The organism is uncultured Sphingosinicella sp. (assembly GCF_963974575.1).
Lineage (GTDB): Bacteria > Pseudomonadota > Alphaproteobacteria > Sphingomonadales > Sphingomonadaceae > Sphingosinicella.
This window is the reverse complement of sequence record NZ_CAXBBQ010000003.1, coordinates 173,060-187,575: the sequence shown is the minus strand read 5'-3', so window position 1 is coordinate 187,575 and position 14,516 is coordinate 173,060. Positions and strand designations below refer to the sequence as shown.

At 65.3% G+C, this 14,516-nt stretch carries 16 protein-coding genes and 1 riboswitch; of the genes, 7 read left to right on the top strand and 9 right to left on the bottom strand.

The window, feature by feature from the left end; all coding sequences use genetic code 11:
• The first annotated feature begins 55 nt into the window (after positions 1-55).
• The 4 genes from AAC014_RS06650 to AAC014_RS06635 all read left to right on the top strand — a co-directional run bounded on the left by AAC014_RS06650 (position 56) and on the right by AAC014_RS06635 (position 2,909).
• Positions 56-1,192, top strand: coding sequence for an iron-containing alcohol dehydrogenase (locus AAC014_RS06650; protein WP_339705866.1), 1,137 nt, complete (start codon positions 56-58; stop codon positions 1,190-1,192).
• The gene (locus AAC014_RS06645) at positions 1,189-1,632 is read left to right on the top strand and encodes a thioesterase family protein (protein WP_339705863.1); all 444 of its coding nucleotides are present in this window, start codon (positions 1,189-1,191) and stop codon (positions 1,630-1,632) included. The genes AAC014_RS06650 and AAC014_RS06645 overlap by 4 nt, the downstream gene beginning before the upstream one ends.
• A gap of 46 nt (positions 1,633-1,678) precedes the next feature.
• The gene (locus AAC014_RS06640; RefSeq protein ID WP_339705860.1) at positions 1,679-2,299 is read left to right on the top strand and encodes a hypothetical protein; all 621 of its coding nucleotides are present in this window, start codon (positions 1,679-1,681) and stop codon (positions 2,297-2,299) included.
• A 61-nt stretch (positions 2,300-2,360) separates the two neighbouring features.
• The gene (locus AAC014_RS06635) at positions 2,361-2,909 is read left to right on the top strand and encodes a DUF924 family protein (protein ID WP_339705857.1); all 549 of its coding nucleotides are present in this window, start codon (positions 2,361-2,363) and stop codon (positions 2,907-2,909) included.
• A gap of 6 nt (positions 2,910-2,915) precedes the next feature.
• Here the strand turns inward: AAC014_RS06635 and metA are convergent, their stop codons facing one another.
• The 3 genes from metA to AAC014_RS06620 all read right to left on the bottom strand — a co-directional run bounded on the left by metA (position 2,916) and on the right by AAC014_RS06620 (position 5,292).
• Entirely contained in the window at positions 2,916-3,836 is a 921-nt protein-coding gene (metA, locus tag AAC014_RS06630; protein ID WP_339705854.1) for a homoserine O-succinyltransferase, read from the bottom strand.
• A 43-nt stretch (positions 3,837-3,879) separates the two neighbouring features.
• A riboswitch (SAM-I-IV-variant riboswitch) is annotated at positions 3,880-3,985 on the bottom strand.
• 80 nt (positions 3,986-4,065) lie between these two features.
• A complete protein-coding gene (locus AAC014_RS06625; protein WP_339705851.1) occupies positions 4,066-4,698 on the bottom strand; it encodes a PEP-CTERM sorting domain-containing protein in 633 nt (210 codons plus the stop codon).
• 126 nt (positions 4,699-4,824) lie between these two features.
• Complete coding sequence (locus AAC014_RS06620) at positions 4,825-5,292, bottom strand: hypothetical protein (RefSeq protein WP_339705848.1); 468 nt, start codon at positions 5,290-5,292, stop codon at positions 4,825-4,827.
• Between the two features lie 69 nt (positions 5,293-5,361).
• On the opposite strand from AAC014_RS06620, the gene guaA reads away from it, so the two are divergent.
• Entirely contained in the window at positions 5,362-6,921 is a 1,560-nt protein-coding gene (gene guaA, locus AAC014_RS06615) for a glutamine-hydrolyzing GMP synthase (protein WP_339705845.1), read from the top strand.
• A gap of 294 nt (positions 6,922-7,215) precedes the next feature.
• Complete coding sequence (locus tag AAC014_RS06610; protein WP_339705842.1) at positions 7,216-8,472, top strand: tyrosine-type recombinase/integrase; 1,257 nt, start codon at positions 7,216-7,218, stop codon at positions 8,470-8,472.
• Here AAC014_RS06610 and AAC014_RS06605 read toward each other — a convergent pair.
• The gene (locus tag AAC014_RS06605; RefSeq protein ID WP_035599892.1) at positions 8,450-8,722 is read right to left on the bottom strand and encodes an AlpA family phage regulatory protein; all 273 of its coding nucleotides are present in this window, start codon (positions 8,720-8,722) and stop codon (positions 8,450-8,452) included. The two genes, AAC014_RS06610 and AAC014_RS06605, sit on opposite strands and share 23 nt — an antisense overlap.
• A gap of 346 nt (positions 8,723-9,068) precedes the next feature.
• On the opposite strand from AAC014_RS06605, the gene AAC014_RS06600 reads away from it, so the two are divergent.
• Positions 9,069-10,133, top strand: a complete 1,065-nt coding sequence (locus tag AAC014_RS06600; RefSeq protein WP_339705838.1) for a LysR family transcriptional regulator — start codon at positions 9,069-9,071, stop codon at positions 10,131-10,133.
• Here AAC014_RS06600 and AAC014_RS06595 read toward each other — a convergent pair.
• The 5 genes from AAC014_RS06595 to trbL form a co-directional block, all read right to left on the bottom strand.
• A complete protein-coding gene (locus tag AAC014_RS06595; protein WP_011579845.1) occupies positions 10,051-10,305 on the bottom strand; it encodes a DUF2274 domain-containing protein in 255 nt (84 codons plus the stop codon). The genes AAC014_RS06600 and AAC014_RS06595 overlap by 83 nt on opposite strands.
• Positions 10,305-11,429 (bottom strand): TrbI/VirB10 family protein, encoded by a 1,125-nt coding sequence (locus AAC014_RS06590; RefSeq protein ID WP_245870323.1) that lies wholly within the window; start codon positions 11,427-11,429, stop codon positions 10,305-10,307. The genes AAC014_RS06595 and AAC014_RS06590 overlap by 1 nt, the downstream gene beginning before the upstream one ends.
• Before the next feature lie 71 nt (positions 11,430-11,500).
• Complete coding sequence (gene trbG / locus AAC014_RS06585; RefSeq protein ID WP_339705835.1) at positions 11,501-12,481, bottom strand: P-type conjugative transfer protein TrbG; 981 nt, start codon at positions 12,479-12,481, stop codon at positions 11,501-11,503.
• Positions 12,478-13,167 carry a conjugal transfer protein TrbF gene (gene trbF / locus AAC014_RS06580; RefSeq protein WP_339705832.1) on the bottom strand — a complete coding sequence of 230 codons (690 nt, stop codon included), beginning with the start codon at positions 13,165-13,167 and terminating at the stop codon, positions 12,478-12,480. Before trbF ends, trbG begins: the two co-directional genes overlap by 4 nt.
• Positions 13,164-14,513 (bottom strand): P-type conjugative transfer protein TrbL, encoded by a 1,350-nt coding sequence (gene trbL, locus AAC014_RS06575; RefSeq protein ID WP_339705829.1) that lies wholly within the window; start codon positions 14,511-14,513, stop codon positions 13,164-13,166. Before trbL ends, trbF begins: the two co-directional genes overlap by 4 nt.
• Positions 14,514-14,516: the final 3 nt, after the last annotated feature.

Below are 14,516 nucleotides of genomic sequence, written 5' to 3'. Positions count from 1 at the left end.
CGTGCCTTCGGGTGCGGCCCTTTTCTTTTTCGGGCCAGCCAATAGGGTGCCGCCCATGACCGACTTCCGCTTCGACTACGGCCCTCGCGTGCTCTCCGGGACCGGCCGCAGCACGTCCGTCCCCGATCTCGTGCCCGAAGGCCCCGTGCTCGTCGTCACGGACAAAGGCGTGCGCGGCCTCGGCCTTGCCGATCCCATGCTCGCCGCGCTCGGCGACCGGGCGCTGGTGTTCGACGGCGTCGAGGCCGACCCCTCCGCTGCGACCGCGCTTGCTGCCGTGGCCACCGGGCGCGAAGCGGGCGTCACGTCGGTTATCGGCTTCGGCGGCGGCAGCCCGATGGATGTCGCCAAGGTTGTCGCCTATTTGCTCGGCTCGGGCGATGATCTGGATAGCATCTACGGCATCGATCAGGCGCAGGGCGCGCGCCTGCCACTCGTTCTCATCCCCACCACGGCGGGCACCGGCTCGGAAGCCACGCCGATCGCGATCCTCACCGTCGGCGGCGCCGAGAAAAAGGGCGTCGTCGCGCGGCCGCTGTATGCGGACTGGGCAATCCTCGACGCGTCGCTCACCTTCGGCCTACCGCGCGGCGTCACCGCAGCCACGGGTATCGATGCCATGGTCCACGCCATCGAGGCGTTCACCACGAAGCGCCTGAAGAACCCGCTGTCGGATGCTCTCGCGAAGGAAGCGCTCCGCCTGCTCGGCGCCAATATCCGCCGCGCCTGCGATGATCCGGCCAATCCCGACGTGCGCGGCGCCATGCTGCTTGGGTCGCACCTCGCAGGCGTCGCCTTTGCCAACGCCCCCGTCGCGGGCGTCCATGCGCTCGCCTATCCGCTCGGCGGGCATTTTCATGTGCCGCACGGGCTTTCGAATGCGCTGATGCTGCCACATGTGCTCGGCCACAACATGGCCGCCGCGCTCCCGCTCTACGCCGACCTCGCGCCGATCCTCGATTCCAGCCTGGCACCCCTCGGCCGTCAGGCGCAGGCGCAGGGGCTCGTCGAGGCGCTCGTCGCCATCGCCGCCGATTGCGGCGTCCCCGCGCGCCTGCGCGACGTCGGCGTCAAGGCAGCCGACCTCGATCTGCTGGCGTCTGAAGCGATGAAGCAGCAGCGCCTGCTCATCAACAACCCGTGCGAGATCGGCCTCGCCGATGCGCGCCGTCTCTACGAGGCCGCGCTTTGAGCCGCGAACCCTACCGCGCCCGCGCCGATTACGCCGCGTTCCGCCCCATCACCACGCGCTGGGCGGACAACGACGTCTACGGCCACGTCAACAACGTCGTCTATTACAGCTGGTTCGACACGGCGGTGAACGCGCATCTGATCGAGGCGGGCGTTCTCGATATCCACGGCGGCGCCGTCATCGGTCTCGTCGTCGAAACCGGCTGCCGCTACGCCGCGCCGCTCGCCTTCCCGCAGGTAATCGAGGCGGGTATCCGCGCCGCGCACATCGGCACCTCTTCGGTCCGCTACGAGGTCGGGCTGTTTGCGGAAGGCGAGGCGCAGGCCGCCGCCGAGGGTTTTTTCATCCATGTCTACGTGGACCGCCAAACCCGCCGCCCCGTGCCGCTTCCCGCCGACCTTCGCGCCGCGCTGGAGGCGATTTCGGTTCATCGCGGATAAAGCTCGCCCGGCGCATTCTCGCGGCAGATCATCGCGGGGTAGCATTATGCGCAAGGTAACGGGTTTCGGCATCGCCACGGCCATCGTGGTCTCTTCAATGGCGGGTATTCCCGGTTTCGCGAACACACCGCTCGGCGTGTCGGAAGCTCATGCCGACGGGCGCTACGGGCGCCGCCATCATCGCCGCGGCGACGGCTTCGATCTCGGCGACGCCATTGTCGGCGCCGTGGTTGCAGGCGGCCTCATCGCCGTCCTTTCCGGCGCGTCCAAAAAGAAGAAAGAGGAAGAGCAGGAGCGTCCGCTCGATTCGGGCTGGGAGCCGGAAGGCGACTGGAACCGCGACGGCACCTACGGCCGCGACGGCGATATCAGCTGGCAGGACCGCGACTGGAAGAACCGCACGCAGGAAGAACGCGCCGCGATTTCCACCTGCGCGCGCGAAGCCGAAGACCTCGGTAGCCGCTATGGCCGCGAGGCGCGCGTGAACGACATCCGCGGCGTCGACAGGCAGGGCGGCGAGTATCGTGTCTCGGGCCGGGTCGAGATGCGCGGCGACGATCGTGCGGATCGCCGCGACGAGAGCCGCCGCGACGAGAGCTTCACCTGCTACGTCCGTAACGACCGCATCACCGACTTCCGCTTCGAAAGCGCTTACGCAGGTCGCTGATTGGTCTTGCGACCTGATCCGGTTAGGCTGGTCTCCTGCCCCCCCTACAGGAGACCAGCCTTTGTCCGTTCGCGAAGATTCCGCCGCCGTTCTTCATTTCTGGTTCGATGAACTGACGCCCGAACAGCACTGGACGAAATCCGACGACCTAGATGCCGAGATCGCCCGCCGCTTCGGCGCACTGCGCGACCGGGCGCTTGCTGATACCTCGCCCTGGACGCGCGACGCCGATACGCTGCTCGCCGCGATCATCCTGCTCGATCAGTTCTCGCGCAACATTCACCGCGATACGCCGCGTGCGTTCGAGGCGGATCCTGCCGCGCTCGATCTCACGCTCTTCGGCATCGGAGAGGGCTGGCACCGTCAGATGGAGCCCGTGCGGCGCGGCTTTTTCTACATGCCGCTGATGCACGCCGAGGATCGCGGCGTGCAGCGGTTCGCGCTGCGCTGCTTCGCGGAAGCGGGCCTTGAGAAGCAGATTGATTTCGCGCGCGATCACGCCGCCGTCATCGAACGCTTCGGCCGCTACCCGACACGCAACGCGATCCTCGGGCGCACTTCCACCCCGGAGGAACTTGAATACCTCAGCCAGCCCGATGTCGGCTGGTAGCCGCGCTCAGCGGGCGCCGATGTCCGCCATGTCGAACGGCGTGGTCTGATAGAGCTGGTTGATCCAGTTGCCGAACAGCAGGTGCGCGTGGCTCCGCCAGCGATTCTGCGGCGTGGCCGAAGGATCGTCGCCGGGGAAATAGTTCTTCGGCACCTCAATGGGCTTCCCGGCGTCGCGGTCGCGGAAATACTCCTCGGCGAGCGACGTCGAGTCGTACTCCACGTGATTGAACATGTGCAGTGATCGGTGCTGCGGGTCATCGAGCAGGCAGAGCCCCGTCTCGGCGCTTTCGGCAAGCACGACGATGCCGTGATCTTCGGGCAGATCCTCGCGCCGCACTTCGGTCCAGCGCGAAACGGGGATCGCGAAATCGTCCGAAAAGCCGCGCAGATAGGGGGAGGCGGGCGCAAGGTTGTGGTGATCGAAAACGCCGAACGCCTTCTTGTCCAGCGCATGTTTCGGCACGCCGTGGAAGTGGTGCACCGCCGCCTGCGCGCCCCAGCAGATGTTGAAGCTGCCGTGCACGTTTGTCTGCGTCCAGTCGAACACGCGGCGCAGCTCATCCCAGTAGCTCACCTCCTCGAACGGCAGCAGCTCCACGGGCGCGCCGGTGGTGATGAAGCCGTCGAAATATTCGTCCCGAATGTCGCTCCACGGCCGATAGAACGACAGCATGTGGTCGGCAGGCGTGTTGCGGGGGATGTGGTCGCTCATCCTGACCAGTGTGAGTTCCATCTGCAGCGGCGTCGCGCCGATCAGCCGGGCGATCTGCGTTTCGGTGCGGATCTTGTTGGGCATCAGGTTCAGAAGGCCGATGCGCAGTGGGCGGATGTCCTGCCGCACGGCGTCCGCCTCGCCCAGGATCATCACGCCTTCGCGCTCCAGCGTGCTGCGGGCGGGCAGGTCGTCGGGAATCTTGATCGGCATCGACGCGTCTATCCTCGGTCGCTTTCCGGGTAAGACGCGGTGGCTTGATCCGTTTGGTTGCCGGCTCGGCCACATCCTCCCCAAAGGGAGCGCCACCTTGCCCGGAAAGCAGGTTGGCGTTGGGCTGAACCCAACTCTTGATGTGAGGCCGTATGTAGGCGGGTTTGCGCCGTCTCTCAAGAGGGAAGGCGTGTCCCCGCCGCGCACATGCCCGGCGGGGACGGAGAGGTCAGATGGCGCGGCGGCGGCGGGCGATGCCGAGCGCGCCGAGGCCGAGCACGACGAGCGCGAGGCTGGCCGGTTCCGGCACGTCCGCGCTGTTGAAGCGCACTTCCGAAAGGCCCGAGGCTTCCCAGGCTTCGTAGATCGTGCCGTAGGTGTAGTTGCTCAGGATATCGAGCTGCACGAAGCGCGCGGCGCCCGACAGCGCAATGGTCTGCGCGGTGATCGGCGAACCGTCCAGCGAGCGGTCCAGCGTGCCCGTGAAGATTTCGCTGAAGCTCACGCCGTCGAGCGAGACGAGAACGCGGAAATCCTTCACGCCGCGGTCGAGCGTGGAGATCACCGGCGTGTTGGTGCCGAAGTTGAACTGCCAGATGTCCGCGCTCGCGAGGTTGAAGAGGCCGCCGAGGTCGAACGTCACCTGCGCCTTGCTCGCGCCGAGGTCGGTCATCCACATGTTGGCGAAGTTCGAATCGTGCTGGCCGCCCGAAAGGCCGCTGCCGTCGATCAGGTTTTCGGCGTTGTAGAAGCCGTTGTTGAACGTGCTGCTGGCGGTCGCGGAAACCGGCGTGATCACCGCCGCCTGCGCTGAAGCGGCGAAAACGGCGGCCGTAGCGGCGCCGAGGAGAAGCTTGAGCATACGAATACCCCTGTAAGGACGGTTGGCATTGCGCGGGCGGTCATCGCCAGCGTTAACCATGTTTCGGGGCCGCGTCTGACAAGGGGATGACGATTCGCGGAAGCTTTTGTGAGGCGCTTTTGCGGTTCACCCACGTACAATGATCTCAATGCTATCCAGAGGAACACCCAACCCAATGGATAAACCTTCTTTCGCCTGAGCAATTGTTAGGCCCGCTTGCGGCGCACGGTGTGGGGGAGGGTCACCTTCATCGGCGCCATCGTAGTAAAATGTTACCATTTCCGATTTCAGGTCCACGTCGCCGGTTTTCCAGCCTGCGCTTCTCCAAGCCGAGCTCTGCGAATGTCCACCGCCATTTGCCCACCACGCTTGATAAAGGCGCGCACTCGCTGGCAATGGAAACTGCAGAATCTCTTCGATCTCATCGAAAGTCGCTCGCCATTGAGAGCCTTCAAGACTGGCAAGTTTGAAGGTAAGATTTCTATACTTTGACATGGTTATCCCTTTCGTTTGATCGAACTTTACCAAAATATAAAGTACATACTTTTGTATGTCAAAATATTTTTGATTGAACATTCGAGCAGGTGGCGGCATGGCTGGACAGGCCCCCCGCGCAGCGTTAACCCGGCCGGCATTCCCACGTTCTGACCATCGAGGCCCCGCGTGACCGTTCCCCACGGCGATTCCATCCTCATTCTCGATTTCGGCAGCCAGGTGACGCAGCTCATCGCCCGGCGCGTGCGCGAGGCGGGGGTTTACTGCGAGATCGTGCCGTTCTCGGGCGGCGAAGCGGCGGTGGAGCGCCTGAAGCCCAAAGGCATCATCCTCTCGGGCGGCCCGGCCTCCGTCACCGAAGGCGCCAGCCCGAAGGCGCCGGGCGCCATATTCGCGGCGGGCGTGCCGGTGCTCGGCATCTGCTACGGCGAGCAGACGATGTGCGCCGAACTCGGCGGCAAGGTCACGCCTTCCGATCACCGCGAATTCGGACGCGCCTTCATCGAAATCGTGCGCGATTGCCACCTGTTCGACGGGCTCTGGAACAGCGGAGAGAAGCATCAGGTGTGGATGAGCCACGGCGACCGCGTGGAGGCGATCCCGCAGGGCTTCGAGGTCGTGGCGAAGTCGGATGGCGCGCCCTTCGCGGCCATCGCGGACGACGTGCGCCGCTTCTACGGCGTGCAATTCCACCCGGAGGTCGTGCACACGCCGGACGGCGCGAAGCTGCTTTCGAATTTCGTCCGCCACGTCGCGGGCTGCTCTGGCGACTGGTCGATGGCGGGCTACCGTGACGCCAAGATCGCCGATATCCGCAAGCAGGTCGGCAAGGGCAAGGTCATCTGCGGCCTGTCGGGCGGCGTCGATTCGGCGGTCGCGGCGGTGCTGATCCATGAGGCGATCGGCGAGCAGCTCACCTGCGTGTTCGTAGACCATGGCCTGATGCGTTCGCAGGAGGCGGAGGAAGTCGTCTCGCTGTTCCGCGGTGCCTATAACATCCCGCTCGTGCACGTGGACGCGGAGGAACTGTTCCTATCCGGCCTCGCCGGTGTTTCGGACCCCGAAGCCAAGCGCAAGTTCATCGGCAAGACCTTCATCGATGTGTTCGAGGCCGAAGCGAAGAAGATCGGTGGCGCGGATTTCCTCGCGCAGGGCACGCTCTACCCGGACGTCATAGAAAGCGTCTCGTTCACCGGCGGGCCGTCCGTCACGATCAAGAGCCACCACAACGTCGGCGGCCTGCCCGAGCGCATGAACATGCAGCTCGTCGAGCCCTTGCGCGAACTCTTCAAGGACGAGGTGCGCGCGCTTGGCCGCGAGCTCGGCCTCCCCGAGGCGTTCGTGGGCCGCCATCCGTTCCCCGGTCCGGGCCTTGCCATCCGCATCCCCGGAGAGGTCGACAAGGAAAAGTGCGACACGCTGCGCAAGGCGGACCGCATCTATCTCGAGGAAATCCGCAAGGCGGGCCTTTACGACGCGATCTGGCAGGCGTTTGCCGTGCTGCTTCCCGTCCGCACCGTCGGCGTGATGGGCGACGGCCGCACCTACGACCGCGTCTGCGCGCTGCGCGCCGTCACCTCGGTCGACGGTATGACCGCCGACGTCTACCCCTTCGACGCCGCCTTCCTCAGCCGCGTCGCCACCCGCATCGTGAACGAAGTGCAGGGCATCAACCGCGTCGTCTACGACTACACCTCGAAGCCGCCCGGCACGATCGAGTGGGAATAATTTTTGCCCATCCGAGGGTATCCGAAACTACGCCAAAATACGATGTAACCACCTGAAAAACAAAAATATTTCAGCCGAGACCTATCGAGAGCTATCGGTGGGCATCAAACGCGTCTGTCGTGCCCGCTGACGGACCCTGCCCCCGTTGATCATCCGGAAAATCGAAAGTACCGTCATAGCGACCGAGGCTAATGACGGTACTTTTTTCAGCCTAACACGCTGAACATAAACAGATATTCCCGTCAAAAGCCTTCAAAAACCGCGTGACGGTACTTTTCCGCGAGGAGGCCCAGAATGTTGACGGATGCGGCACTCAAGTGCCTGAAACCAAAAGCTAAAATGTACAAGGTGACCGATCGTGACGGCATGTATGTGCGTGTCGCGCCGACAGGCGGCATCTCGTTCAGGCTCGACTATCGGCTGAACGGCAGGCGGGAGACCGTTCATCTCGGCAAGTACGCCCGAGATGGGATCTCGCTCGCCCGGGCGCGGGAATTGTGCCTGGACGCGAAACGCATGATCGCCGAGGGGCGGTCCCCCGCCATCGAGAAGCAGCGGGAGAAGCGCCGGATCAAGGAGGCCAAGAGCTTCGGCGAGTTCGGCGAGAAGTGGCTGACGGGCGCGCCCATGGCGGACAGCACGCGCGCCATGCGCCGCGCCATATTCGAGCGTGAACTCAAGCCGGTCTGGCAGAACCGTTTGCTGACCGAAATCACGCCTGATGACCTGCGCGCCCACTGCGCCAAGATCGTGGAACGGGGCGCGCCCGCGACGGCCATCCATGTGCGGGATATCCTGAAGCAGATCTACGCCTTCGCCATCCTCCACGGCGAGAAGGTCGCGAACCCGGCCGATGACGTCGGCCCGGCGTCGATCGCCACATTCACGCCCAAGGACCGGGCGCTTTCGCCGACCGAGATCCGCATCATGCTCAAGCAACTGGAGCATGTCGCGACGCTGCCGACGATCCGGCTCGGCATGAAGCTCTACCTCCTCACCATGGTCCGGAAGAGCGAACTACAGGACGCGGTCTGGGATGAAGTCGATTTCGAAAACGCCGTCTGGACGATCCCGAAGGAGCGCATGAAGCGATCGAAGCCGCACAATGTCTACCTGTGCCGGCAGACCCTCGACATCATGATCGCGCTCAAGACCTGCGCCGGTAATTCCCGGTATCTGCTGCCGTCCCGCTACGATGCGGATGCGCCGATGTCGCGGGCGACCTTCAACCGGGTCACCTACGCGGTCGTCGAACAGGCCAAGAAGGAGGGGCTGCCGCTGGAGCCGTTCACCGTGCATGACCTGCGCCGCACGGGCTCGACGCTGCTCAATGAGCTGGGCTTCAACCGCGACTGGATCGAAAAGTGCCTGGCGCACGAGGACGGGCGTTCATCACGCGGGGTCTACAACAAGGCCGAATACGAGGTTCAGCGTCGCCACATGATGCAGGAATGGGCCGACACCGTCGATGCCTGGGTCGAGGGGCGGAAGTATGGTCCGACGCTGCTGCCGACAGTCATGCCGTCTATCACGCTCGATCCTGCCCTTTGACTGGGCGGGACTTGCGCTTGGTGACGTCGGGATGCTGTGCGCGAGGGATTGGCTTCGCGCGCCGCGCTAGCAACCAGGCGTGGACCTCGGCGAGGTCCCAGACGATGCAGCGCGGCGACAGCGCGAAGCGGCGTGGGAATTCGCCGCGCTGCTCCATCTCGTAGATTGTGCTGTCGGCCAGGGGCACCATCTCGCGCAGTTGGTGCCGCCGGATGGTCTTCCTGATCTCCAAAGGCTCGCTCTGACCCATACCCAATCTCCTTAGCGGCTGTCGCTGGCGATTGAGAACGATAGGTGCCGATGCCGGAAGTCCCTCCCGAGTGGCGTGCGGCAATTTCGGGCTCTGGCGTAGAAATCGGCGGGTCATTTTCAGTCCTGACAGCGCGGCCGGACATCCGTCAGCCCACAGAATCTGCACGACTCGCCGCACGCGTTCCGCGCCGTAATTGCGCTGTTCAGATTACGCACCATTTACTGCTTGCACCGGCGAGATGCGATCCGGAAGTCCGCTAGCGACGTAACAACAGTCGAATGTGTGACACTTAAGGATTTCGTGGGCGGCGGTAGCGAGGAGACGGAGAAGATCCATAATCTGATTGGAACAGTTCTCGGGGGCTGACGGGGCTACGTTTGCAAAGACCTTTGCATCATGGGGAACCATCGTGCCGAGATCGAAGATCGAGCTACGCCATGTGCGTTACATCATCGCCGCTGCGGAAAGCGGCAGCTTCCGGCGCGCGGCGCAAGATCTCGGCGTCGAGCAGTCGGCGATCAGCCGCCGCATCCGGGATGTCGAGGATGAGATCGGCGCACAGCTGTTCCGCCGTCATCCTGCCGGCGTCGACCTGACGGACATCGGCAAACAATTCCTGAATCAGGCCGCCCCTGGGGCTCGCCAGATCGGATCGGCGCTCGACGGCGCAAGAACGGTGGCGAACAGAGGACGGCATCTTCGGATCGGCGTGTTCGGGCCTCTGACCATGGGCTTTCTGTCTGAGCTCTTCGGGGCCTTTCGGGGTGACCGCCCGGGGGTCAAGCTGCGGTTCAGCGAGGGCAGCTGTCCCGAACTTATCGCGGCCGTGCGGCGGGGGCAGCTTGATGTCGGTGTCGTCGCCGAAGCATCGCCCGGGAAGGGCTTTGACGTGACGCATTTGTGGGCCGAGCCCGTGTACGCGGCATTGCCGGACGGCGACCCACTCGCCGATCAGAAGGCGCTCCGGTGGGATGACCTGCGTGATCGGCACTTTGTGGTGACTGATTTACCGACCGGCGATTTCGCGAAGGGTTACCTGATGCGAAACCTCCAGACTTCGCCCGGAGACCTCCAGATCGAGCAATTGTCCGTCACTCGGGAATCTCTGATGCAGATCGTCGCGCATGGGGACGGCATCACCATCGCAGGCAGCGCGCATGTCCGTCACGGTCTGCCAGGCATTGCTTTTCGCCTGATCGAGGATGCTGTTCTCCGCTATGGTGCTGTCCACCCGCGAGGGGCGCTCCATCGGAACCTCGAGCGCCTGCTGGCGCTGGCAAAGTCTTTCTCGGAGCGAGATGACGCTTGGTTCGCCCGGCAACGGCTCATGCGCCCTGAGCATCGGCGCGTGCCGCACGTTGACTGCCATCGCGGCGCGCGCGGGCGAACCCCCGATCGGTTGCAATGAAGCGCTCGAGCATGGGCACAATCAGCTTCGTCGGGTCGCCGATGGTCTGGCCTTGTTCGCGGCCGAGTGCTGCGGCGTAGGCGACGAGGTCCCGATGCAGCGGCGCAGGGAGTTCAATCGTCACCTTGACCGGCTTGTCGTCGATGATCGGGCCGAGCTTCAGCTTGGTCATCACAACCCTCCATAAGGTTCGAGCACGAGGTCGCGGGTGACGATGACGCGCACGGGGAACCCCGGTCTGATCGTCAGGGTCGGCGCGACATTGAGTTGCCGACGGATGATCTGCTGCCCTGCGTCGTTGATGGTGTCCTGCCCGCCGTTGCGGATCGCCCGGAGCAGCCGATCCTGATCGTCAACGGCGAGTTCGGCGCCGACCGACAGCAGTGTCGACAGGCCGGCAGCCTTGGCGAGATCCCACCAGTGATAGTCGACGCCATCCTGAAGACCCGCATAGCCTTGCGCGTCGGCTCCGGGTTGACGTTCCAGGACGATCGAACGGCCATTCGGAAGGATGAGCCGCTTCCAGACGAGCAGCACCCGGCGCTGACCGAAGCCGACATCGTTGCTGTACTCGCCGATCAGCCGCGTGCCTTGGGGGACGAGCAGGATGCGCCCGGTCGGGCTGTCGTAGACATGCTCCGTGACCTGCGCGGTGATCTGGCCCGGCAGGTCGGATCGGATGCCGGTGATGAGGGCCGCGGCGATGACGGCGCCGGTCTGAAGCACATAGGGCGATGCCGGACCCATCACGCGATCTGGCGAGACCGTGCGGCGGTCCACGCCCGCATTAAGGAACGCGAGCTGGCGATCCTGCGCCGTCGCTGCACCTGGCTGGCCCGGAAGACCTAGCCCAGAGAGGCTCGGACTGCCTGGTCCACCAACTGTCGCAATCGGAGCTGCGACGCGCGCCTCCGTCTGGAAGAAGACGCGGCTCGTTCGGGCAGCTTCTTCTTCCGCGCGCCTGCGTTGCTCGACCGGATCGACGGTGGGCGCTGCTGCCATCGGCGGCGTGACGGGCTGGCCACGATTCTGCGCATCGAGGATGGGGCGCCCCAGATCCCCGGGCAGCGGAGGCCCAAGCACCGGACCGGTGTAGTCGCGTGGCAGGCCGGCGAGCCCGTCCGCGGTTCGCCGATTTTGCGTCGAGTAAAGCTCCTCACTGCCAGGGCCGATACTGCGCGTCTGAAGCGCATAGATGAGCGCACCACCGACCCCAAGGGCGGCGACGAGACTGATACCGCCCAGCACCTTTCGCGACAGTCGGGTGACCCGGGGCGGTTCGGCGCGCAGCCGCATTGGCGCAGCAGCGTCGCCAGGCTGTGTGCCGACCAGCGGTGCGTCGGCTTCGTTGGGCGTGTCGCGCTCGCTCATGACGCGGGCCTCCCATCGGTGCGAACGATCCGGACCGTCTGCTGGCGCTCGCCACTGCCGAGACGGAGCTCGGCGGCGCCGAACAGGCGGTCGACGATCAGTATGTTCTGGTGGATCCTGCTGTTTGCGATCTGCGGTTCGCCATCTGCGCCGATGACGAAGAGCGGCGGCATCTCGCCCTGAACGATCCCACGCGGGAACTCGACATAGACGCGGCGCCCGTCGTCGTAGACCGAGATTGGCCGCCACGGCGGCGCGTCGCCCGTGAGGCCGTAGCGATAGTTCCGTGCCGCAACGGCCGGGAGCACTGGCGGAGCGGGCACTGCCTGTCTCTGCGAGGCGGGCGGCTGCGGATAGGCCCAGGCGACGGCCGGCATATAAGGGCGTTCGCCCGAGCGCAGCTCGATCATGTAGATGCGACGGTCGGTGGTGATGACCAGATTGGTCGTGATGTCTGGCCGTGTCGGCTTCACGAGAACATGGACGCGGCGAGTGATCCCCGAGCCGCTCTCGGTGTCGCCGATGATCCAGCGCGCTGTGTCGCCCGCAGCGATCGGGCCGGCGCCAGTCAGGCTTTCGCCTGGTTCCAGCGCGATGTTGGTGATCTGCCCGGGCGCGGTATAGATTTGATAGAGCGCGCCGTCGCTCCAGGGATAGATCTGGATCGAGTTGTAGTAGCCCTCGCGTCGAGGCTCGACGCGCGCGGCGGCATTGGCATTCTCCACGCGGCCCGCCGGCGTCCCTGCGGCAGCGCCACCGCGCGCGGGTGTCCAGGCGGGCGGTGCGTGAAGCGGCCTTGGTGGCGCCTCCGTGACGGCAGCCGGCACAGGGGGGAGCGGCGGCACATCGGCGTCGTAGCTGACCTGTGGCGGCCGGTTGGTCGCGCAGCCGGCCAGCGCCAATCCGGAGATCAGCAAAAGCGTAGAGCCGGATAGGCGGAAACCGCGGCTCGCGGATCGGCGGAGATGATCTCTCATTGCCCCATCTCCCGCGACCAGTTGATGGCGTTGACGTAGATCCCAAGCGGATTGGCCCGCAGCCGCTCTGCGTCGCGCGGGGATTGGATCACAATGGTCAGGATGGCTGTCCAGCGCTGTGTCGTGGAGAGCTGGCCGTTCTCGTACTGGCGTTCGGTCCAGGCAACGCGGAAGCTGTCAGGCGATGCGCGGATCACGCTCGACACTTCGACCGACACCTGCTGCTTCCCGACGCGGGTGAACGGATCGTTGGCACGGGCGAAGTCATTGAGGGCCGCCGCGCCGCGATCGGTCGTGAACTCGTAGGCGCGCAGCCAATTCTGCCGCACGACGATGGCGTCGGCCGGGATCGAGCGGACCTGCTCGATGAACCGCGCCAGATGCCAGGCCACCTGCGGGTCGCTGGGGCGGTAGTCGGCCTGCGCTGGCGCGACCGCCTGCGCCTGGCCGAGATTGTCGACCTGCACCACCCACGGGACGATGGTCCCGCGCGCCGACTGCCAGACCAGCGCGGCGGCGAAGCCGGCGGAGAGGATCAGGCAGCCGAAGGCCATGAGCCGCCAGTTTCGGGCCTGGACACGCGCTGAGCCGATCCGATCATCCCAGATCTGCGCCGCGCGCTGATACGGCGTCTCGGGCTCGGGCGTCTTTCCATAGTGGGTTGCGGGTCGCTTGAAGAAGCTCATGTGCGGTCGCCTCCGGAGAGATTGATGGAAGAGCCGCCGCCTTGGCTGTCGCCCGATCGGATCGCGTGGGCCGCGAGCGTGACGCCGTGGCTCATGGTCTGCCCACGCCGCATGCGTTGCGCCCAAGGCGGCGGGCTGGCGGCAGAGCCTGTGGCCGCAGGTGCGGCCGAACCGACATCATTCGCGACCGTTCCCATGCTCGAGGAGCCGCCGGTGGCGCCGAAGCCGCTTTTGACGCCGTCGGCGAAGCTCGAGCGAACGCTTTGCGCGGCCCGGCGCAGCGGAGAGGCTGCCGCGCCGCTGGCCGCTCGTGCGACGCCGCCGAGGCCCGACGCGACGCCGGCGGCGCCCGACTGGCCGAGGGAACCGAGACTATAGGCGGCGGAGGCGGCTCCCGCCGCGGTGGCTCCACCGCGCACGGCGGCGGCGCCGCCGGAAATGGCGCTCGCGCCACCGCGCAAGGCGAGCCCGGCCGCGCCGCCGGCAGCCATGGCTGCGCCGCCCGCGACGAGGCCGGTGCCGATGGCGGAGCCTGCGCCCAGTTGCGGGCCGCCGGAAACGATGCCGTTGGCGATACCCGGACCGAAGATGCCGAGACCGAGAAGCGACAGCGCCGCCAATACGACGGCCATCGCGTCGTCGATGGTCGGTGGCTGACCGCCGAAGCCTGCCGTGAACTGACTGAACAGAGTCGAGCCGATGCCGATGATGACGGCGAGCACTAGTACCTTGATCCCAGACGAGATGACGTTGCCCAGCACGCGCTCGGCCATGAAGGCAGTCTTCCCGAACAGGCCGAACGGGATCAGGACGAAGCCGGCCAGCGTGGTCAGCTTGAATTCGATCAGCGTGATGAAGAGCTGGATGGCGAGGATGAAGAAGGCGAGCAGCACCAGCGCCCAGGCGAAGAGCAGGCAGGCGATCTGGATGAAGTTTTCGAAGAAGGCGATCCAGCCCATCAGGTTTGAGATGGATTCGAGCAGCGGCCTCGCCGCATCGAGACCCGTCTGCGCGACCCGGCCCGGGCGCATCAGGTCCTGGATGGAAAACCCGGTGCCAGACGCCTGAAGTCCGAGGCCGGCGAAGCTTTCGAAGACGATCCGCGCCAGGTTGTTCCAGTTGCCGATGATGTAGGCGAAGACGCCCACAAACAGCGTCTTCTTCACCAGACGCGCGATGATGTCGTCATCCGCGCCCCAGCTCCAGAACAGGGCGGCCAGCGTGACGTCGATGACGATCAGCGTCGTCGCGATGAACGCCACCTCGCCGCCGAGCAGGCCGAATCCGCTGTCGATGTAGGAGGTGAAGACCCCGAGGAAATTGTCGATGACGCCGCTGCCGCCCATGGC